The organism is Microbulbifer maximicatervae (SeqCode) (assembly GCF_052467225.1).
This window is the reverse complement of the sequence record NZ_CP174303.1, coordinates 2112605-2133264: the sequence shown is the minus strand read 5'-3', so window position 1 is coordinate 2133264 and position 20660 is coordinate 2112605. Positions and strand designations below refer to the sequence as shown.

At 46.7% G+C, this 20660-nt stretch carries 20 protein-coding genes; 6 read left to right on the top strand and 14 right to left on the bottom strand.

The annotated features are described in order from the left end of the window. Window positions 1-189: 189 nt before the first annotated feature. The 4 genes from asd to leuC form a co-directional block, all read right to left on the bottom strand. The gene (asd, locus tag ACJJIZ_RS09315; RefSeq protein ID WP_444915957.1) at window positions 190-1305 is read right to left on the bottom strand and encodes an aspartate-semialdehyde dehydrogenase; all 1116 of its coding nucleotides are present in this window, start codon (window positions 1303-1305) and stop codon (window positions 190-192) included. Window positions 1306-1389: 84 nt separating this feature from the next. After that, entirely contained in the window at window positions 1390-2448 is a 1059-nt protein-coding gene (gene leuB, locus ACJJIZ_RS09310) for a 3-isopropylmalate dehydrogenase (RefSeq protein WP_369974284.1), read from the bottom strand. Window positions 2449-2478: 30 nt separating this feature from the next. Continuing rightward, the gene (gene leuD / locus ACJJIZ_RS09305) at window positions 2479-3126 is read right to left on the bottom strand and encodes a 3-isopropylmalate dehydratase small subunit (RefSeq protein WP_108732431.1); all 648 of its coding nucleotides are present in this window, start codon (window positions 3124-3126) and stop codon (window positions 2479-2481) included. Beyond that, window positions 3126-4574, bottom strand: a complete 1449-nt coding sequence (leuC, locus tag ACJJIZ_RS09300) for a 3-isopropylmalate dehydratase large subunit (RefSeq protein WP_444915956.1) — start codon at window positions 4572-4574, stop codon at window positions 3126-3128. The genes leuD and leuC overlap by 1 nt, the downstream gene beginning before the upstream one ends. A 197-nt stretch (window positions 4575-4771) precedes the next feature. Here leuC and ACJJIZ_RS09295 point away from each other — a divergent pair, with 197 nt between their 5' ends. The 3 genes from ACJJIZ_RS09295 (at window position 4772) to ACJJIZ_RS09285 (ending at window position 7725) form a co-directional block, all read left to right on the top strand. Next, the gene (locus tag ACJJIZ_RS09295; protein ID WP_282931865.1) at window positions 4772-5644 is read left to right on the top strand and encodes a LysR family transcriptional regulator; all 873 of its coding nucleotides are present in this window, start codon (window positions 4772-4774) and stop codon (window positions 5642-5644) included. A gap of 161 nt (window positions 5645-5805) precedes the next feature. Further along, complete coding sequence (locus tag ACJJIZ_RS09290) at window positions 5806-6543, top strand: TIGR04219 family outer membrane beta-barrel protein (RefSeq protein WP_444905933.1); 738 nt, start codon at window positions 5806-5808, stop codon at window positions 6541-6543. Between the two features lie 129 nt (window positions 6544-6672). Beyond that, a complete protein-coding gene (locus ACJJIZ_RS09285; RefSeq protein ID WP_444912509.1) occupies window positions 6673-7725 on the top strand; it encodes an NAD(P)H-dependent flavin oxidoreductase in 1053 nt (350 codons plus the stop codon). 39 nt (window positions 7726-7764) lie between these two features. Here ACJJIZ_RS09285 and ACJJIZ_RS09280 read toward each other — a convergent pair whose 3' ends face one another. Together ACJJIZ_RS09280 and pcaB are read right to left on the bottom strand one after the other, a co-directional pair. Beyond that, on the bottom strand, window positions 7765-8505 hold the full coding sequence (locus ACJJIZ_RS09280) for a carbon-nitrogen hydrolase family protein (RefSeq protein ID WP_444915955.1): 741 nt from the start codon (window positions 8503-8505) through the stop codon (window positions 7765-7767). A gap of 322 nt (window positions 8506-8827) precedes the next feature. Beyond that, entirely contained in the window at window positions 8828-10177 is a 1350-nt protein-coding gene (gene pcaB / locus ACJJIZ_RS09275; RefSeq protein WP_444915954.1) for a 3-carboxy-cis,cis-muconate cycloisomerase, read from the bottom strand. Between the two features lie 671 nt (window positions 10178-10848). Here pcaB and ACJJIZ_RS09270 point away from each other — a divergent pair. Both ACJJIZ_RS09270 and ACJJIZ_RS09265 read left to right on the top strand, forming a co-directional pair. Further along, window positions 10849-11619 carry a class I SAM-dependent methyltransferase gene (locus ACJJIZ_RS09270; protein WP_444915953.1) on the top strand — a complete coding sequence of 257 codons (771 nt, stop codon included), beginning with the start codon at window positions 10849-10851 and terminating at the stop codon, window positions 11617-11619. Then, a complete protein-coding gene (locus ACJJIZ_RS09265) occupies window positions 11612-12547 on the top strand; it encodes a TauD/TfdA family dioxygenase (RefSeq protein ID WP_444915952.1) in 936 nt (311 codons plus the stop codon). The genes ACJJIZ_RS09270 and ACJJIZ_RS09265 overlap by 8 nt, the downstream gene beginning before the upstream one ends. A gap of 390 nt (window positions 12548-12937) precedes the next feature. On the opposite strand, the gene ACJJIZ_RS09260 is transcribed toward ACJJIZ_RS09265, so the two are convergent. Continuing rightward, complete coding sequence (locus ACJJIZ_RS09260; RefSeq protein ID WP_444915951.1) at window positions 12938-13282, bottom strand: hypothetical protein; 345 nt, start codon at window positions 13280-13282, stop codon at window positions 12938-12940. A gap of 85 nt (window positions 13283-13367) precedes the next feature. Between ACJJIZ_RS09260 and ACJJIZ_RS09255 the strand changes: the two genes are divergently transcribed. Continuing rightward, complete coding sequence (locus tag ACJJIZ_RS09255) at window positions 13368-14309, top strand: IS1595 family transposase (protein WP_444913485.1); 942 nt, start codon at window positions 13368-13370, stop codon at window positions 14307-14309. Window positions 14310-15304: 995 nt separating this feature from the next. Here ACJJIZ_RS09255 and ACJJIZ_RS09250 read toward each other — a convergent pair. From ACJJIZ_RS09250 to ACJJIZ_RS09220, 7 genes are all read right to left on the bottom strand, one after another. Beyond that, complete coding sequence (locus ACJJIZ_RS09250) at window positions 15305-15799, bottom strand: DoxX family protein (protein ID WP_444915950.1); 495 nt, start codon at window positions 15797-15799, stop codon at window positions 15305-15307. Window positions 15800-17299: 1500 nt separating this feature from the next. After that, entirely contained in the window at window positions 17300-17815 is a 516-nt protein-coding gene (locus tag ACJJIZ_RS09245; RefSeq protein ID WP_444916198.1) for a ClbS/DfsB family four-helix bundle protein, read from the bottom strand. Between the two features lie 20 nt (window positions 17816-17835). Then, complete coding sequence (locus ACJJIZ_RS09240) at window positions 17836-18000, bottom strand: hypothetical protein (protein ID WP_444915949.1); 165 nt, start codon at window positions 17998-18000, stop codon at window positions 17836-17838. A gap of 252 nt (window positions 18001-18252) precedes the next feature. Then, a complete protein-coding gene (locus ACJJIZ_RS09235) occupies window positions 18253-18591 on the bottom strand; it encodes an energy transducer TonB (protein ID WP_444915948.1) in 339 nt (112 codons plus the stop codon). Between the two features lie 525 nt (window positions 18592-19116). Continuing rightward, on the bottom strand, window positions 19117-19467 hold the full coding sequence (locus ACJJIZ_RS09230) for a hypothetical protein (RefSeq protein ID WP_444915947.1): 351 nt from the start codon (window positions 19465-19467) through the stop codon (window positions 19117-19119). Between the two features lie 264 nt (window positions 19468-19731). Next, window positions 19732-20154: a hypothetical protein gene (locus tag ACJJIZ_RS09225; RefSeq protein ID WP_444915946.1), complete on the bottom strand. Its 423-nt coding sequence runs from the start codon at window positions 20152-20154 to the stop codon at window positions 19732-19734. 95 nt (window positions 20155-20249) lie between these two features. Then, on the bottom strand, window positions 20250-20642 hold the full coding sequence (locus ACJJIZ_RS09220) for a hypothetical protein (RefSeq protein WP_444915945.1): 393 nt from the start codon (window positions 20640-20642) through the stop codon (window positions 20250-20252). Between the last annotated feature and the right edge of the window lie 18 nt (window positions 20643-20660).

The following is a 20660-nucleotide window of genomic DNA, read 5'->3' as shown; positions in this document are numbered from 1 at the left end:
GCAAATCACTTCATTGAATTGGAAAGGGAAAAATGAGGGGCGATTATACCCGTGGGGAAAATTCGAAAAAGGCGCTATGACAAACAGTAGCCGTTTTTTACGCGAAGAAGTTCACAGCTTGGCAAAAAGTCCTCCACTAAAGTGGCCTATTTCCACTCTTAGTAGAGGACTTACTCAGGTTCGTACCAGTTACAGTTTGCCGAGTAAAATCAGCAGGATTCTGCGCAGGGGTTCTGCGGCGCCCCAAAGCAGCTGATCCCCTACAGTAAAGGCGTTTAAGTACTCTGGACCAACGCTCAATTTACGCAGTCGACCAACAGGAATATCCAACTTTCCGGTAACTGCTGTTGGCGTCAGGTTCTGCACCGTAGCCTCACGCTCATTGGGCACCACATTTACCCAGTCGTTGGCACCATTTAACAATTGTTCAATGTCGGCAAGTGGCAAATCTTTTTTCAATTTTATGGTGAAAGCCTGGCTGTGGCAGCGCATGGCACCGATACGTACACAAGTGCCGTCCACAGGAATCGGGGTTTCGGTCTGTAAAATCTTGTTTGCTTCAACTTGCGCCTTCCACTCTTCGCGGCTCTGGCCATTCTCCAACTGGGTATCGATCCAGGGCAACAAACTGCCTGCCAGTGGCGCGCCAAATTCTGCGGTGGGGAATTCTGCTGAACGCATATCTGCTGCTACTTTGCGATCAATCTCCAGAATGGCACTGGCGGGGTCGGCCAGCTCTGTTGCCACACCATCGCGCAGCGCACCCATCTGCGCAATCAACTCGCGCATATTGCGCGCACCGGCACCGCTGGCCGCCTGGTAAGTCATGGCGGTAACCCACTCGACCATGCCCGCCTTAAACAGTCCACCCAGAGCCATCAACATCAGGCTCACTGTGCAGTTGCCGCCGATAAAGTTTTTCTGTCCGGCATCAATCGCGCGATCAATCACATCGCGATTAACCGGGTCCAGCACGATCACAGCATCGTCCTGCATTCGCAGGCTGGAAGCCGCATCAATCCAGTAACCCTGCCAACCGGCCTCTCGCAAGCGGGTAAAAACTTCCTTGGTGTAATCGCCACCCTGACAGCTGACAATCGCATCCAGCTGGATCAGTGCATCAATATCGTAAGCATCGCCCAGTGGCGGCAGGGGCCTGCCGATGTCCGGCGCCGTGCCTCCGGCGTTGGAAGTTGAGAAAAAAACCGGTTCGGCGATATGGGCAAAGTCATCCTCTGCTCGCATGCGCTCCAGTAATACCGAGCCGACCATGCCGCGCCAGCCGATAAAACCTATTTTTTGCATTGCGGTGTCCTGTATGTGAGGTGGTCAAAGTGCGCCGCCGGGAAAGCGGCGCGATAGTGGAATCGAAACTTGTGGAATCGAAACTTAAAGTGCGGCTACAACGGCAGCGCCCATCTCTGCGGTAGAGACTTTCTGGCAGCCGTCGGTATAAATATCGGCAGTGCGCAAACCCTGCTCCAACACCTTGCTCACTGCTGCTTCAATCGCATCTGCAGCCTCATTCATATCGAGGGAATAACGCAACATCATGGCTGCAGACAAAATAGTCGCCAGCGGGTTGGCGATACCCTGTCCAGCAATATCCGGAGCAGAGCCATGGCAGGGCTCGTAAAGACCAAAACCGCTTTCGTTCAAGGAGGCGGAGGGCAGCATACCAATGGAACCGGTAAGCATGGCGGCAGCATCGGAGAGGATATCGCCAAACATATTGCCGGTTACCATCACATCAAACTGCTTGGGCGCCCGCACCAATTGCATCGCCGCGTTGTCCACGTACATATGGGACAGCTCTACATCGGGGTATTCCGGAGCCAGACGATCCAACACCTCGCGCCAGAGCACGGTCACTTCTAGTACATTGGCTTTGTCTACAGAACAGAGTTTGCCATTGCGTTTTTGTGCCGCCTCAAAGGCAGAGCGGGCAATGCGTTCAATTTCTGATTCGCTGTACACGTAGGTGTTAAAGCCTTGGCGCTCACCATTTTCCAATGTCTTGATACCGCGCGGCTCACCAAAGTAAATGCCGCCGGTCAATTCGCGCACAATCAGAATATCCAAGCCGGCGACCACTTCAGGCTTTAACGAAGAGGCATCGGCCAGTTGTGGGTAGAGAATCGCCGGGCGCAGATTCGCGTAGAGGCCCAGGCCACTGCGAATTTTTAACAGGCCTTTTTCCGGGCGAATTTCCCGCTCCAGGGTATCCCACTGGGGGCCACCTACCGCACCGAGCAGCACCGCATCGCAGTCACCCGCCGCCTTCAGAGTTTCGTCGGTCAGAGGCTCACCGTGGGCATCGATAGACGAGCCACCAATCAGGCCCTGCTCAAAACTGAGCCCCAGATTGAATTTTCCCGATGCAACTTCCAGCACCGCCATGGCTTGTTCAACAATTTCCGGACCAATGCCGTCACCCGGCAGAATCATTACTTTTTTCGTCACAGGAATTTCCTTTAATTACTGAACCGCATCAAAAAGCCAGGGGGCTTTCTCTCGGCGCGCCTGCTCATAAGCGCGAATATCGTCGGCGTGCTCCAGGGTCAGACCGATATGATCGAGACCATTTAGCAAACAGTGCTTGTAGAAGGCATCCACTTCAAATGGAATCAGCTCGCCACAGGGCTTGCGCACATGCTGCTGTTCCAGGTCGATGGTGAGCGCATAACCCTCCTGCCCGTGTGTTTCCTCAAACAACTGGTGCACGACATCTTCCGCCAGGACAATTGGCAAAAGACCATTTTTAAAACAGTTATTGAAAAAGATATCGGCAAAGCTGGGCGCGATAATTGCGCGGAAGCCGTGATCTTCCAGTGCCCAGGGCGCGTGCTCACGGCTGGAACCGCAGCCAAAATTCTCCCGTGCAATCAGCACTGAACCACCCTGGTAGCGGGGGAAATTAAGGGGAAAGTCCGGGTTGAGCGGACGGCCGGAACAGTCCTGCCCGGGAACCCCCTCATCCAGATAGCGCAACTCATCAAACAGGTTCGGGCCAAAGCCAGAGCGCTTAATGGATTTCAAAAACTGCTTGGGGATGATCAGGTCGGTATCCACATTGGCCCGATCCATCGGTACCACGAGACCTTCGTGCTGGGTAAACGCTTTCATCAGACCATCTCCTCTTCCAGCTGTACCGGTGCCACCTCTCGCACATCGACAAAGTGGCCGGCAATTGCAGCCGCTGCCGCCATACTGGGACTCACCAGATGCGTGCGGCCACCGTAACCCTGGCGCCCCTCAAAGTTGCGGTTGGAGGTGGAAGCACAGTGCTCTCCCGCCCCCAGCTTGTCCGCATTCATCGCCAGACACATGGAACAGGACGGTTCGCGCCACTCAAAACCGGCTTCAACAAAAATCTCGTGCAACCCCTCGCGCTCAGCCTGGGCTTTTACGGCCTGGGAGCCCGGAACAATCAGCACCTGCTTGACGCTATCCGCCTTGTAACGACCCTTGGCAACTTCTGCTGCCGCGCGAAGATCTTCAATCCGGGAGTTTGTGCAGGAGCCGATAAAAACGCGATCCAGTTTGATATCGCTGATATTCTGCCCGGCATTCAGCCCCATATATTCCAGCGCTCGCTCCATACCGGTGCGCTTGGTGGCATCGCTCTCGTCACTGGGGGTTGGCACCTGGGCGCTGATCGGCGCCACCATCTCAGGGGAAGTGCCCCAGCTGACCTGCGGCTCAATATCCTCACCGATCAATACCACGACTTCGTCGAATACCGCATCGTCATCGGAGTGCAAGTGGCTCCAGGCCTCAACTGCCCGATCCCACATTTCGTCTTTCGGCGCGTAGGGCTTGCCTTTCACGTAATCGAGAGTGATCTGGTCTACCGCCACCATCCCCGCGCGAGCACCGCCTTCAATGGCCATATTGCACACGGTCATACGGCCTTCCATGGACATGTTGCGCATCACTTCGCCACCGAATTCAATCGCGTAACCGGTACCGCCAGCAGTGCCAATTTTGCCAATGATCGCCAGCACCACATCTTTTGCAGTGACACCTGGGCGCAGCTGGCCGTCGACGCGAACCAGCATATTCTTCATTTTCTTCTGGGTAAGGCACTGGGTAGCCATCACATGCTCCACCTCAGAAGTGCCAATACCGTGGGCCAAGGCGCCGAGCGCCCCGTGGGTGGAGGTATGTGAGTCGCCACAAACCACCGTCATACCCGGCAGTGTCGCACCTGTTTCCGGGCCGATCACATGCACAATACCCTGTCCCGGCTCATTGATGCCGAACTGGACTACATCAAAGTCACGACAGTTCTCATCCAGGGTCTGCACCTGGATTCGGGAGATATCATCGCGAATACCACTGACGCCAGCGGCGCGCTCGGCCGCCTCGGAAGGCACATTGTGGTCGGGAGTGGCGACTAGCGAATCCTTGCGCCAAGGTTTGCGACCCGCCAGACGCAGGCCTTCAAACGCCTGGGGGGAGGTCACCTCGTGAATCAGGTGGCGGTCGATATAGATAAGTGAGGAACCATCATCACAGTTCTTGATCAGGTGGTCCTGCCAGAGTTTGTCGTAGAGTGTTTGCCCTGCCACAGCCATTCCTCTCAGTAGTTAAGAGCCTGAGTCTACCCAGACCCACCAAATAACACCAATTTATATTTATTATCTAAAGTATTCCTGAATGGAATTCGAAAGCCAAACTGAGGTAAGATCCATCTTCTGGCGTCCCTGCCATTTATACAGCGGCTCAACTGGAGCCTTTATTGACAAACCAGCTCAGGGGAAACAGCTTGGAACTACAGTGGCTGCGGGCATTTCTGGCAATCGCGGAACAGGGTTCGGTATCTGAAGGCGCCGAGCTGCTGCACCTGACCCAACCCGCGATGAGTAAGCGCCTGGCGGCCCTGGAGCAGCAACTGGGCTCCCCGCTGTTCGATCGTATTGGACGGCGATTGCAGCTTACCGATGCCGGCCGCGCCCTGCTGCCCCGCGCCCGCCATATACTTAATGAAATCAGCGACACCGAGCGGGAATTGCGCGCTTTGAGCAACTCGGTCAGCGGCAGCTTGCGTATCGCCACCAGCCACCACGTAGGTCTGCATCACCTACCCCCGGTGCTGAAAGAGTTCAGTTTCCGCTACCCACAGGTTGCCTTGGACATCGATTTTGTCGACTCGGAACAAGCTTACGAAGCCCTGATGGCCGCCAAATATGAATTGGCCGTGGTCACCCTGGCACTTAAGGAGTATCCGCACCTGAATGCCGAAGTGATCTGGCCCGACCCCTGTGTTGTGGTGGCCGCCCCGGATCACCCCCTGGCAAAGCTGCCGGAACTGGAACTCACCGACCTAGCCAACTATCCCGCCATACTGCCGGATATGAATACCTATACCGGGCGCCTGATCAAAAGGGAGTTTGATGCCCAGGGGTTAAAACTCACCGCGAAGCTGGCAACCAACTATCTGGAAACCATTAAGATGATGGCCTGTGTCGGTCTCGGCTGGAGTGTTCTGCCCCACACATTGGTGGACAGCAGCTTGGCAGTGCTGCCAGTCAAAAAGCTGCAAGTACTGCGAAATCTTGGCGTGATCAGTCACCGGGGCCGAACTCTGAGTAATCCCGCCAGCGCGCTACAACAGATGTTGTTCGAAGCAGCTATTTAGTGAGGCAGGAAAAAGCGACCAATTTACTAACAGGCAATACCCAAACGCACCATTTTTACCAGTGCAAAACATTAATGATTTGTAAAAATGTGCAACTTAGCCACGGCACAGGAAAAATTTATCTGTAAACTCCGCGACAAATTCATCACGGAGTGAAGTCAATGAAGAAATCCGCACTTGCCTTGAGTACCCTCCTCGCCTGCGGCACCGCAAGCGCAGATACTATCCTCGGCCTTGATGCTACTGCCGGCGCATGGCTGCCAGGCTATAGCGGTAATATCGGTACCGACGAATACAAGCTGGATAACCTGTCCCTCTCGGAAGATAACATTACCTTCCTGCAGGTTGCCCTGGAACACCCCATTCCTCTGGTGCCCAATGTGCTTCTGGCCCACAGCAATATCGATTCCGACGGTGACGACATCCTGGCCACCTCCGTTACTTTTGATGATGAAACCTTCACTGCCAATTCAGAAATCCGCACAGATCTGAACCTCACCCATACCGACGCCACCCTTTACTACGAAATCTTGGATAACTGGGTAAACCTGGATGTCGGTTTGACTGCGCGTATGTATGACGGTGAATTTACTGCAGTGAGCGATACCCAGGCAGAGACTGTCGACCTCACGGGCTACCTGCCAATGGCCTACGGCATGGCGCGCTTTGATCTTCCATTTACCGGCTGGTCTGTAATTGCCCAAGGCAATGCAACGGCCTACCGTGGCGATACCCATACCGACCTGACAGCTAAAGTGCGCTGGGATTTTGTACCAGCTGTCGACTTTGCTATCGAAGCTGGTTACCGCGTAATGACTCTCGACCTGGAAGAGCTCGACGACTTGCAGAGCGATATTGAAATCAAAGGCCCATACATCGGTTTCAACCTGCACCTGTAAGCAATCCACCTAGGATTGCTGTTCGCGCTCCCCAAAAACTTTTGCAGCAGTAACGCCTGCGAGGTATAGCTACCTCGCACAATCTGCACTAAGGTGGCCCAGAAGGGAGCGCAACTCACAGGCAGGGCCATGAATCCATTACTCGAAAAACTCGGAATTTCCCATCCCATTTTTGCAGCACCCATGGCCGGGGTATCCACACCCGCTCTCGCCGCCGCTGTATCCAATGCAGGAGGACTCGGCTCACTTGGACTCGGCGCCTGCTCAGTAGAAAAAGCCGCAGATGAAATTCGTTGTACTCACGACCAGACCGAGCACCCCTTCAATGTAAACCTCTTTTGCCACCAGCCCCCAACAAAAGATCCCCAACGGGAGCAAGCCTGGCTTTCCCATCTCGCCCCACATTTTGCCGCCTTCGATGCACCGGTTCCCAAGCTGATCAATGAACCCTACTCAACATTTATCGGCAATAAGGCCATGCTGGAAGTTTTGCTCGAGCAAAAGCCACCGGTTGTCAGCTTCCACTTTGGCCTACCGTCAGAAGAGTTTATCGCCGCACTAAAAGGTGCAGGGATTATCTTGATGGCCACAGCAACTTCCCCTCAAGAAGCCAAACTTGCTGAGGATGCTGGTATCGATGTTTTAATTGCCCAAGGTATTGAAGCTGGTGGGCATAGGGGGGTCTTCCACCCAGAGGGCGACCAGGAAATTGGAACTCTGGCGCTGGTCCGATTGCTGTGTTGCCACAGCAGCCTACCAATCGTTGCTGCGGGTGGCATTATGGATGGCGCTGGCATTCGCGCTGCACTATCTCTCGGGGCTAGTGCCGTGCAAATGGGAACCGCATTTGTCCTCTGTCCGGAATCTGCGGCCTCCGACAGCTACCGCAGCGCCTTACAAAGTGAGCGCGCACAGCACACAGAGATCACCGCCAATATTTCCGGGCGCCCCGCTCGCGGTATCAGCAACCAATTCTATAAAGCGCTAAGTAAGGGCGCTCCTCCTCTGCCGGATTACCCGATCGCTTACTCCGCGGGCAAAGCCCTGGCTCAGGCAGCTACAAAAGCGGGCAATGACGAATATGCCGTTCAATGGGCCGGACAAGGAGCCCCTCTCGCACGAGCCCTGCCCGCAGCCGGATTGGTGACAGCTTTAGTAGCAGAGCTGGAAGCGAGTAAATGAAGGGAGCTATTGGCAACTACCATTTATAGAGCTGCACAATTAAAGAGATACAATCTCCGAACACCACCCTTCATCATCGCGCTCAACGCAAACTAGTTGGCTGGCTGTATCACTCGCACTGACAATCTCACCTTCGGGGCCCCAAGCTGCACTACAGCCGGCTGTGGAATAACCACCCGTCGGCTGATTAAAGTTCGCAATAGCCACCAATAAGTTGTGCTCTAAAGCATAATTTGCCAACTGTTGACTATCCTCCGGGTATCCCATCGGAGTAATCAATACCCCTGCCACATAAACTGAAGCCCCCTGCTTTTCATAGGTGGCAACATGACCTGGGTTACACACATCTGCACAAATAGCCAGAGCTACGGTCTCACCTTCGATGTTCAGTGATAGATATTCAGATCCGGGAACGAACCATTTTTCTTCTCCTGGGTGCAAATGTATTTTCAAATAAACAGAAATCTCACCCTGAGGAGAAAATACGAGCGAACCGATCGCAATACCATTCTTCTGACGAATAGGCACACCCACAACTAGCCAAACACCACAGTCAGCTGCCAAGTCAGCTAGAGGGCTTAACTGTGGATCGTCGATCTTAAGCGCTAATTGTTCAGCCAGATCCGGCTCATATCCAGTTAATGAAAGTTCGGGAAACACCACAATAGAGGCCTTTTTCCTTACTGCGACTTTTACAGCATGGATATGTGACTCAATATTGCGTTCAATATTTCCTTTCACTGACGGCAACTGTGCCAATGCTAATTTAAACTTGCCCATCACCCCACCCTTCAGATCACCATTTAAATACAACATGAATCGACTAAATCATTGTATATGTTGCACCACAAGTAATAAGCATCGATTCTTGATTGTGTTAATTTTTAAGTTTCTTCCAGCTATAGAATCCCTATCTTTAAATAAATAACTTACATTTTCTTCAGGTATCTATTTAAAAATAAAATAGTTGACTGAAAAAATAACAACCAGCCAAGATAAATATTTAGACTCTAATCTTAGAGAGTTTGCATTTAGAGCAGCGGACACAAGAATCAATCCACGGCAGCTAGCACTGACAATTGGGAAACGGCAGGTTACTGAGTCAGCGCTCATTTCCAGCAAGCGTTGCATCAACCATCTCCCCGCATGATCCAAGATAGTTATGAGGGTCAAGAAGCTGATCTAACTCCGCATCAGAGAGAGCCCCTGACACCTTCTTATCTTCCTTTAACAAGTCAGAAAAAGGACGACCCGTCTCCATTGCCTGGCAGCAAATCTGGTAAACCAAATCGTGGGCATTCTCACGCCCCAGTTTAGGTCCCAGTCCCATCATTACAGCCTCAGAGAGCACTAAACCGCCAGTCATTTCCAAATTTCGCATCATTTTTTCTGGAAATACCTGAAGTCCTTCTAGCGCAAAACGTGCCTGGGATAATACCGATGCGGTAAGACAGAATATTTCCGGCAGAACAATCCACTCTATTTCCCACGGGCCCGTAGCCCGCTCATGGTCTTCAACCATCGCTTCCAGCAAAGAGGCAACCTGCTGTCTAACCACTGGGACAGTACCGCTGATAAGAACTGCTGATAGAGGATTGTGTTTTTGGGGCATTGTACTAGACGCTCCCCGGCCAGATATAAGAGGCTCCGCCACCTCCCCGACTTCTGTCTGTGCCATTAGTTTTATATCGAGGGCTATTTTTCCCAAGGTGCCAGTAATCAGCCCCAATAGACAAGCCACTTCGGTAACGCGATCTCTCATCGTATGCCAGGCAATACAAGGGACTCCGAGATCGAGTTCCTGCATAATTCCTCTTTGAACTTCTAGCCCCTGATGCCCCAGGGAAGAAAGATTACCCGCCGCACCACCAAATTCCCCTACAAACGCCCGAGACTTTATCTCTTTTAAGCGCGCTTGATGGCGATGAATACCAGCCAACCAAACAGCCGCCTTGTAACCGAATGTTATAGGTACCGCCTGTTGAAGATTGCTGCGCCCAACCATAGGCGTATCCCTGAAACGCTTGGCCAGGCTTGCTAAAGCATCTGCGATTGCATTGACCTCCGCCTCAACAATTTCAATCGCCGCCCTAATCTGTAAGACGGTTGCCGTATCCGTAATATCTTGAGTAGTAGCCCCCCAATGACACCACTGACCTAAATCTCTACTACACAGTGACACTAGCTGCTCTACAACACCCAGCACCGGATAACCAATCAGCTCCGTTTGCTCCTTGAGCTTTACAAAATCTATCTGCTTGGCGTCACAGTGTTGAGTAATGTCCTCTGCAGCCTCTGCAGGGATTATTTTTAACCGGGCCTGTACTTTAGCCAGCGCCGCTTCAACATCGAGATAGCGCTGAACACGCTGTTCATCCGAGAAAATCTTCCGCATTGCTGAAGTACTAAAAATATCGCAAAAAACGACAGAATCAATCGCGGTTGCTCTCATATCAAATCACGCTTAACAAGATGCCTAGACGCCAACAGGATCAAAACCACAACAACATCAGATTAGCTAAGGAAGAGATATTCTAAAAAATTAACCTAAGAATCGAGGCGCCAAGAATATGGGGAACTAGAGGCGCCGCTAATCAAGCACATCAATCCAACCTAAGAGAATTGAATACAACAAGCTAAAACATACTCCTGATTACATTACCCCATATCTAAACAGCATCCCAAAGCGAATTTAATCCATTAAATTCAACCCAAAAAATAAGTTTTATTTGACATATGTCAACTCTAAAAACAAAAGTACTGCTAACCTGAGCCGGCATGAAAAATATAAATAAAATGTGAATTATGAATATTCCATCTCAAAGAAAAGACCTTGACGCTCCTCGTCCAGCTTTGCATACTCAACTAAGCAACAAAACCAAACAATAAAAAACTGCCAGCATGCCCACGCAAAATAAGCTGCAGAATACAAAAAACCACCAAATGGACTTCCTGGTAACGACTAATTTTATATATTTAAAATGCTAGCCTTATCAAAAGAGCAATTAAACTTAAATAATTAAAGCCGCAAATACCTAAAATTTCACCCGCCATGTAGTAAACACCAATACACACACCACTGCATAGCATACTTTATCCCTAAAATTGAAGGAGCAGTTCGGGATGAACTTACCACTATCAACTGAAACCATCTATAACAAACAAGCTCACAGCTGGAGCCGCTCTGAGAAAATCCTACTCAGTGATTTCACCGCCCGCCCCAAAGTTTTGGAAGCAATCGGAGATATCTCCGGGAAAAACATATTGGATATGGGCTGCGGTGAAGGCTATGTATCCAGGATGCTACTTGATAAAGGAGCAGGTTCAATCTTTGGTGTTGACTCTTCCTCAGAGATGATTTTCCAGGCAAAGGAAACGGCTTCTGCTGGAAATTTGACGAAAGCAGAATATGCAGTTGGAAATGCCGTTACATTTACAGAATTTCCTAGAGATAAGTTTGACCATGCTATTGCTGTATTTCTTTTCAACTATCTAACCATAGAAGAAATGACAAAGGTCATAAGTAAGGTCAAGAGTCTATTAAATAAAGGGGGCACCTTTATTTTTACAGTGCCTCACCCTTGCCTTCCGTTCATGAGGGAAGAAGTTCCTCCATTCTACTTTCAACACGGCAACTTGACTTATTTAGATGGCATAGATCAAACATTTGAAGGAAAAATATGGCGCAGAGACGGCAAGCCAGTTTCAGTACGATGCGTGCATAAAAATTTTTCACACTATTTTGAAGCTCTGGCACAAGCTGGTTTTAAATCCCTGCCAACCGCTCAAGAACTCTCAGTAACTCAAGAGCACCTTGAGCTAGATCCAGATTTTTTCTCACCACTAGCCGGCTATCCACTACACGTATTATTTAAGGTGCAAGTAAATGACTAACTTAGCCCCAAGTGAAGTAGTTCAAGCTCAAGCCTGGACTGCTAATGATATGACCGCAACTTCCAACTGGAAATTTCTGTGGCCTTCAAACTGGAAATCTGAGGTCGAGGCTTTGGAGAGCTGGGCCAAACAACAAAACAACCCGATTGAAAATCTGACCCAAGAATCAGTTGCCACCCCTGAGTTCGACCAACTTGCGAACCAGATAAAACATGAAATAGAGCATGGTAGTGGTGTCGCATGGATACAGGGCGAGGAATCATTAAGCAAGCCAACGCTTAACCTACTATTTCTAAAGCTTAGCCTGGCAATGGGCAATACTATAGATACTTATGGACGGCTTTATGGGATTCTCGACACAGGGAGAGACTATACTAGCGAAGCTATTCCTGTGTCTCAGACAAATGCACCCACTGGCGTCCATACTGATAGCTCACAACGTACCGTACAACCAAAGATACTTGGATTATGCTGCCTTACTCCGGCAGTTGAAGGTGGAAAATCGAAAATCGTTTCTGCGGCTCAAGTTCATGAGAACTTGCGAAAAACTGCCCCACAAAAACTAGAGATCCTGTACAACAACTATATTAGAGATTTAGTTACTCCAGGCAGTGACAAAAACATAAAAAGCATACTTGAGAACTGTTTCCCTATTTTCGAATATTCAAACGAAAAGCTCAGTATTCGTTATATGCGGTACTGGATTGAGAAAGGCCATCGGCGCGTGAACCAGCCTTTATCAAAAGAAGTACTTAAGGCTCTGGATATACTAGATAAGGAATTAAACAGTGCGGAGAATACATTAAGCTTCTACATGAACTCTGGAGATATGGTCTTCGTTGACAACACCAAAGTCCTACATGATCGGGATGGATTTATTGATACTCCGGATCAGAAGCGGGTTTATACCAGGGTATGGATTGATTAGGCTCCATCTAATCAACCCATAAACCATATACTCTTTAGCAGAACACCATCACTTTGTGAGCTAATAATTTGCGAAATGCTGATTGGCAGCCTAAGAAAAACTGGAGAAGTACTTTAAACACTTCTCCAGCTTTAACGGGTGAAAGACTTCCCCGCAGAAATTTCTATTAACCCCCAATTAAACCTAACGATACCGGATACCTACTAAAGGCAGGCTAGTCTTTTTATTAACACCTCAAACACCGAACTTATGAAGTTGGATACTTTTTTGAGGGCAAAACGAGGCCAGCTTTTCAAAGCTTCATGCTTTAACTTACATGGTTTCACTTGCCTGATTTTGACCCATGTATGCAGCAAAAAGATAGGTTGCATGGCATGGGATTATAAGGTATTACAGGCGCTGTATTTGAACGTGCTGAATTTTACCTCCATATACAACCACATCTTCCAAACCGGAATACTCTACTTTCTCTCCAGCATGTGTTTCACCTGTAAAGTTAAAGTTGAAATGAACTATCCCGGGTTTGGTTTCTGTAACACTGCATACTTCCCACTCAAGCTTTGAAAACATACCATGATGAAGTTTCTGCATAGACATGATGTCATTCACACCTAAGAATAGATCTCCTTTTCCTGACCTGAATGTGGAGCTTTCACAAAATAGTTTTGTGATTTCATCAAAGTTACTTTCGTTTGAGAGTTTGAAATAATACTCTGCTATTTCCAAAGAACTCATCATCTTTCCTAATTACCACCCTTGCTAAGTCACGGTTAACTGTATTTAAATACAGTTAATCGGCTGATTCATAAGGGAATAGATCATGGCTCGTAATAAGGTGCAGTTCCAGAAAGGTATTAGTTTGACCCAGTTCCTCAAAGAATATGGTACCGAAGAGCAGTGTTTCGAGGCTCTCTGCCAATGGCGTTGGCCAAACGGATTTTCTTGTCCTCACTGTGGTTATGACAAGTATTGTCATCTATCTCACCGAAAGCTCAAACAATGTAATCGATGTCGGCGCCAGACATCGATCACTTCCCGTACGATCTTCGATTCCACCAAGTTGCCCCTAACTACTTGGTTCCTTGGGATTTTTCTCATCACCCAGGATAAGAAAGGCATCTCTTGTATGGAGTTATCACGTCATTTGGGTATCTCATACAACGCAACTTGGCGAATGAAGCACAAACTAATGCAGGTGATGATGGAGCGAGACCTCCAATACAAGCTATCTGGTTTCATTGAGCTGGATGATGCCTATCTCGGGGGAGAGCGTACAGGATGCAAACCCGGGCGTGGGGCTAAGGGCAAAACGCCTTTTGTGGCTGCGGTCGAAACCACCAAGGAAGGACGGCCAACACGTATCAAGCTCTCTATTGTCAAGGGATTCAGGAGCAGTGAAATTTCTGCCTGGAGCAAAAACCACCTCTGCAACGGCAGTACAGTGATCTCTGATGGTCTTGCGTGCTTCAATGCCGTTACAGCTGCCGGATGTGCACATGACAAGATCGTTTGTGGTGGCGGTCGGAGTTCCGTTGAGGAGCCTGAATTTTATTGGGTGAATACGGTTCTCGGTAATTTAAAGAGTGCTCTACGTAGCACCTACCATGCAATTAGGCCGAAGTATGCACAGCGGTATTTGGCTGAGTTCCAATATCGATTTAATCGGAGATTTGATTTGTCAGCACTTATTCCCCGACTTGCCTTTGTCTCACTTCGGACACCACCGATGCCAGAAAGGTTACTGAAAATTAGCTTAGCATAGGTGGTAATTAGGTCATCTTTTATTCCTCTCGATTACACATATCTGAGTTGTAGCATAGACCCACTCATAAGCGCAACGCTTTACTCAGGCCATCACCGGGATAAAGCTGCTTTGGTCTACAGCACAAAGCGAGCAGAACATAGGATTCAGCAATTTGTTATGCTTTACTCCAAACAATTGAAAAAACAACCCACATGAATATAGGAGTATTGATTCCTAGTGATAAAACACCAAAATGTTGAAAACGTTTAAGCTTGGGCTTCCATCTGCTTTTGTAAATTTTACTAAACCGAAACGGTTCGTCTATTTCCTTACTTGAAATAAACATCGAAGTTATCATTATCAAAGCAGCGACAACAAATATGATTGATTTTATCAAACCACTCAGTTGAGTAAAAATCACAACCCACCAAGAAATCGGAACTACACACCCAACAAAAAAACCTACCGCAAATAATGTGCTATATTTCATCCGACCTTTTTAAAAATATAACAATTCAAACACATGTGTGCTTTAGCGCGTCTGTTTGATTTGATTTACTAAAGCTTGGCACCATCTACTTCCATTGCTGCTTTCGATAAGCCTTCCAATTCCTGAGCCGCATATTACTGCGATAATAATCATCCCAAGAATTGGGCAAACACTTAGGATGTCGACGCCCTCTAATTTTAATAGAAACACCAACTTCATTTATACTAGAAGCATAAAATTGCTTCATTTCATTTTTTGTATGAGGATAACGAAAGTAGTCGGAATAGCTCATACTAACCTCCAGTAGCTATAAATTGCTAATGGAAGCCATACCCTTTTTCTCTAAGTATTTTTCTATAATTCACGATTCTGCCCCCCAAAGTGATTTAACACTCAACTCGAAAGAAGTGCCTATATACCTCCTCCCTATACTATTCTACCACCTCCAGTCAAAGCCCGCTCAAAAACCGAACGATACGGGGCGCTTGTTAAGCATGGGCAGGCCTTACACACAACACCTCAATCAGCCGACCGCATTAGTGGTCGACAGCTTTAAATTGTTATGACCTTTCGCACACAGAAAATATGCCCATGCAATTAGTATGATTTGCAGTGGCGCACGTAATAACAAATAAACAGACCCCCATTGATGCCCGCCAAGACCAATACCGTTTAATGCCGCATAAATATTTGCAGGAAAGAAAATAATGAAAACTACAATAGCAAGCCATGCAGCATGGAGCTGATATCTTGGCACAAAAAGAGCAATACCTATCAATAGCTCAATCAATCCAGTGAGATAGATTATCGCTAGGCGAAAAGGAACCCAAGACGGTAACATTTCCACCATGCCCTCCGTTTTAACAAAGTGCCCAACGCAGAAGAATATGAAGGTTATTCCCAATCCCCAATAGGCGTACTTTTTAACATTCAGAGGCATGCCGCTATACTTTGAACAAATAAAAGAGACACCTAAGGGACTAGACAACAGTAAAAGAATAATTATTGGAGTTACCATAGTTTCCTCATAACGCTAAGCTCACCCACGGAGACGCATTCACGCTGGAGCCGGTGACAGCGCCTTGTGTGGCTGTTCTTGCCCGATTCTGATATTGAAAGTACTTTTCGCTAACGGGTAAATTGGGAGCCATCTTCGGTGGCCACCGAAGACCTTGTTAGTCACAGTTCATTGCTAAACCGATTAGTTTATATAGACCATTAAAGAGTACGAACGTGACAGATATTCGCAAGGCACAACTCAGATAGTTATGTGTATCTCAAGCCCGAATAGCAAGGTAGAGATAGCTTATCGCATGGAACCTCAACTAATCAATATCGGAATTGATACCGGCAATAAATAACTCGATATTCATGTGAGATCTACAGGCCAATTCTTTAGTGTCACCAATATAAATTTCATTAAGTCATTAAGGATGCCTCTCAATCTCAAAGAATATTAGCAGAGTCTACAGAAAGGCTCGAATTAGAGTTTGTTTGTGCACGGAGAAAGCAGACTACCTCCTAAATACGAACATGAAAAATAACACCTACTGGGATGAAAGTATGGATTAAAAAATTGACGAGCAACCATAGTCACTTGCTATGAGAGCCTCTCACTACGACGTAATCCCAATGACCGAACTGATTGAGAGTGACTGTTTACAGCTGAGGGATACTCCCTCTGAGCAGCAATACTGGATAGTTATCGCCATATCATAACCCGATGCGGCCATATGAAGTAAAACACTGGATTGCTCACTGCCGACTTTATAATCCATAGAAGAGCTTGAAATTTCCTTTTTATCAATCAATAGGAAGGTTTGAACCCGTCCCGCCAAGCAACTTTCGAGTTTGTTAGCAAACTCAAGCTGATATAGAAAAGTATCAACACTTCCAGAATCTATTTTTTCCAACTTAATAGACAGCAAGTCAGCATTTGCTTGTGTTACTTCAGTATTTTTAGGCGGGCCATAGCTTCGCCACAAAGCGCTAAAAATAAAAATTTTATAACATGCTTAAATATAGCTCGTTTAGCTCATAATGTCGGATTCAGGCGCGCCAGGAGCGAAGCGCCACTTGTGTATTAAGGGGAGCGCAGCAACCTTACACTCAAAAGTGCGTAGCTTTGGGTGTCGACTGGAACCCCTTGTTGTGTAGGAGGATTACCATATGATACTTGTAATTACTATTACTGCTACAATATACAAAACACTATTAATCGCAGTACGAATAGTTAACGGTGGGTCAGATTCTCTAGCGCTCAATTTCTTATATAGATAAATACTACTTAAGCTAATAAATACACATATCGTAGCAATTACATAATCTTGAACGCTAGGCACTGTCTTGTCTGTAAGAATATATGCAAAAAAAAGCAAAATACCTGATATAGGAAGCCCTATAGCTGTATATGCACTTAGCAGTACGTTTTTTGTTTCACTATTCACTCTTCACCTCGAACAAAACACTTAAATTAGGTAGTTCTTAGGCGTCATCTGGGTTTACAGGTTGTATGAATTTACTTGATATTATTCTGCCTCTTAAACCTGCGCACCTTTGTGCGGATATTTTTCATTGGAGATGAGGTATTAAACTGGATCATCCTCCCAAGGGTGTAACTTTTATACCAACTGTGCCCATAAAGTTCATCATTGCTCAATGAGTCTACAAGCTTCAGTATTTTTTGTATTGTAAACTGGAATTCTGTCAGCAACTGTTTATAAGACCAATCCTTATAGGATGCATGAAAGTGCTGCGCTAGCTTCCCAAGCTCATTCCAGCTGTAACCTTTTTCTGGAAAATCTACTTCGAGATTATTTACCCTAAGCTCATGCCATTTTAGGACAAGACTTCCCCAACCGATCAGGTATGAAATAGTATCAGAAACGCTTATTTCTGTATTTTTTATATTACCTTCAACACCAATCTCTCTCGAAAGCTCCTTGGGGACCCCCATATAATCAGTAAATAAATTTTCATAAGAATTTTCAATTGAGGAGATTAATTCTTCTTTATTTTTCGAAATTGAAGACATAGCTATCAATGGTTACTCGATTACAAAGTATTTACATAACATTCGCACTTGCAGCGGGGGAAGCGTGGCGTAAGCCATTCGACCGCGATAGCGGCAAATAATATGTGCTTGTTCAGTGATTTAACACCCACCATCACCATCGCCTCCATCTCCACCACCAAAATTTCCTGAATATCCACTGCCAAGGTAAGCGCCAGAGCTAGAGCCCTGAGTTATTCCAAACTTTACAATAAACCACAGCACACTGGAAACTAGGAAGCCAGTGAATACTAACGGGGTAAAAACTGAGTTAAGCAAATTTTCGGAAGTAAGATCGATCATATACCAAGATCCGACTAGGCCGAAAAAATTAATTATGAATGATTTCATTTGCTCTCCTTGTACCACTTAACACCTACGGAGACCCATAGGGCCGTAGACACGGCTGCCAGTGATTGTTATTTATGTATACACTCGCCGTCCAGATTGTAGCTTATTTTGCGCTTCACGCCATGAACCGGGGCAGTTACGCCTATTAATTCCTTAGGCACTAACTTGTATTTCATAAGAGCTTTTCTAGCTGCCTCATCAAATACACCTTCAGGATAAGAATCTATGATTTTAACATTTTCAAAAAAACCACCAGGCATTACCGTCACTTCGAACTCGACCCAACCCTCTATGCAATTTTTAAGTGCCTCTAAAGGATAATTTGGCTTTACATAAATTATTGTTGCCGACGCAATTCCGGACATGAGAGAAATAGTGAGAGTGAATATTATTGGAATGCTCTTCATGTTCTTATTCTCACAACGTTAAGATCAGCGGCGGCTTGCTTAGTGAACATTTAACATACATATTGGAGCGCAGCAACGGTATAAAAAACGCACAAAATAAAACGTCAGCTACATTGCCTTGTTAAGGCTTTTGCCTGCTAAACGTAAATTTATTGCCATTTTCTACCAGCCCTCTAAAGAAATCCTTATCAATCTCGGCAATATGAGCCTTTACTATATAAGAACCATCCAAGCGAAGAATGAGAGTGTTACCTATTAACTCCCAAGCTCCTTCAAAAGGTAAAACCAAACAGCCTAGTTTTGGATAGTTTGTACACTTAAAAATGTTGTCATATCTAAACTCACACTCGTCCCAGCCTGACTCACCACCAAATATACCCCCACTCCTATCCTCCCAGGTGTCTACTAGACCTAAGCTAAGCAAGTATTGTACTTAGTAACAATAGAGTGATGAGCTTATTCATGGAGAACCTTAACGCCTTTAGTATGTGCGGCCGCGTAGCAAACGTCACATGTTTAATTTTATTATGTGCATTTACCTACTGCCTTAATTGAAAAATGTACTGTACCTGCATGACTTGTCTTTTTATATAGGCACAGCTCTGAGCCTATTTTTACTTGGCCAGGAGAGCTTACCCCCACATGAGCCAAGTTGCCGTTAGCTAATTTGACCAAGAGCTTAGGCTCATTTCCAGTTTGACTGCCATCATAAACCTGAGCATGCGCGACACCTGAAACAAGCTCAGTGCTTTTAGGAAAACCGACATATAGGAAGAGCACTCCAATTCCTAGCGTAACCAAGATTGCGAACAGAATGCCTTTGTGTTCGCAATACCAGAGTTCAACTGTCGCAAATATGGCTCGTTTATCTTTCATAGTCTAGAAAATGCTGCCATTGCTTGTTAGCTTTTTTACTGAAAGTCCCCACGAGCTTTTAAAATACCATTTTTCTTCTAAAGAAACAGCTTATCGATATAGTTGCCGTAAACTACTACAGCAAAACTTCCCTCTATTTTGTAGTAAGGCTCAGAGAACTCGATCTTCACTGGCTTGATCTTCGTGTTCTTATTATATGAATGGGCATAGTCATAAGCGGCATATGGAAGCCACGCAGTGGCTGGAACGAACATCACCTACTTGTTAGCCTTTGCCACCAAGCTCGAACTTCTGATGCAACTCATAGATTTGCTCCGTAAGGATATTATTACAATTCTGAACCGAAATCCGAGCGCCTGACTTATCTCCGATAACCACATATCTTACTCCGACTTGAAAGTCGTATTTGCACGTACAGGCTGCATCAAGCTTTAGATAGATTTTTTCAATTCTATTTCCATTAAGATCTTCGACCTTATCAAATAGAACTTCAATAGACTCTATTCTTTCTTCATGCCCCTTTTCTTGCGATACGATAGCCTTTCGATATTGAACTTCTCCACGAAAGGTAAAATTCGACTCTTCTATTCTTTCAGATAATGTTTTCTTCGTATATTCAATCCAGCAGCTTGCCAGCCCACTTGGCGAGCATATCAATAGAGCTAAGACTACTAAGAATTTATTCATGGCTTAGAGGCTAACTTTGGGCGCTTTATGTGCAAAAATGGGAGCGTAGCGACCGCGCATAAAGTTAGACGTCGGCCTGCAGCGCACTGTTAAATTTATTCTCCGCCGGCGCCTGAATCGGAGGCATCTGCACCGGCGGCCAGCATGCGCCCAGGAACCTTACCTACCAGCCACAAAGTATTACAACAATAACAATACTGGTAAATCGGATCTCCAGGGACTTTTTCATGTGGCTCTATCTTCCCTATACGCAATCGGCAATTTGGACACTTAAATACTTTAAATCTGAAATTGTTGATTGCGACCAGTATTGAGAAGAAAGATATTAACAGAAGTACCACCCCTCCAATAAATTTTCCTGCTTCTTGTGGGCCTACATGTGTATAAAGTTGACCCAACAAGAAAAAATGCAAAGCGCCAACAATTGCTACCGCCAGGAATATGGACCCATTACTTTTATTTGCCGTTTTTATTCGTGGTTCGTTCATGGTGAAATTTAACGCTTT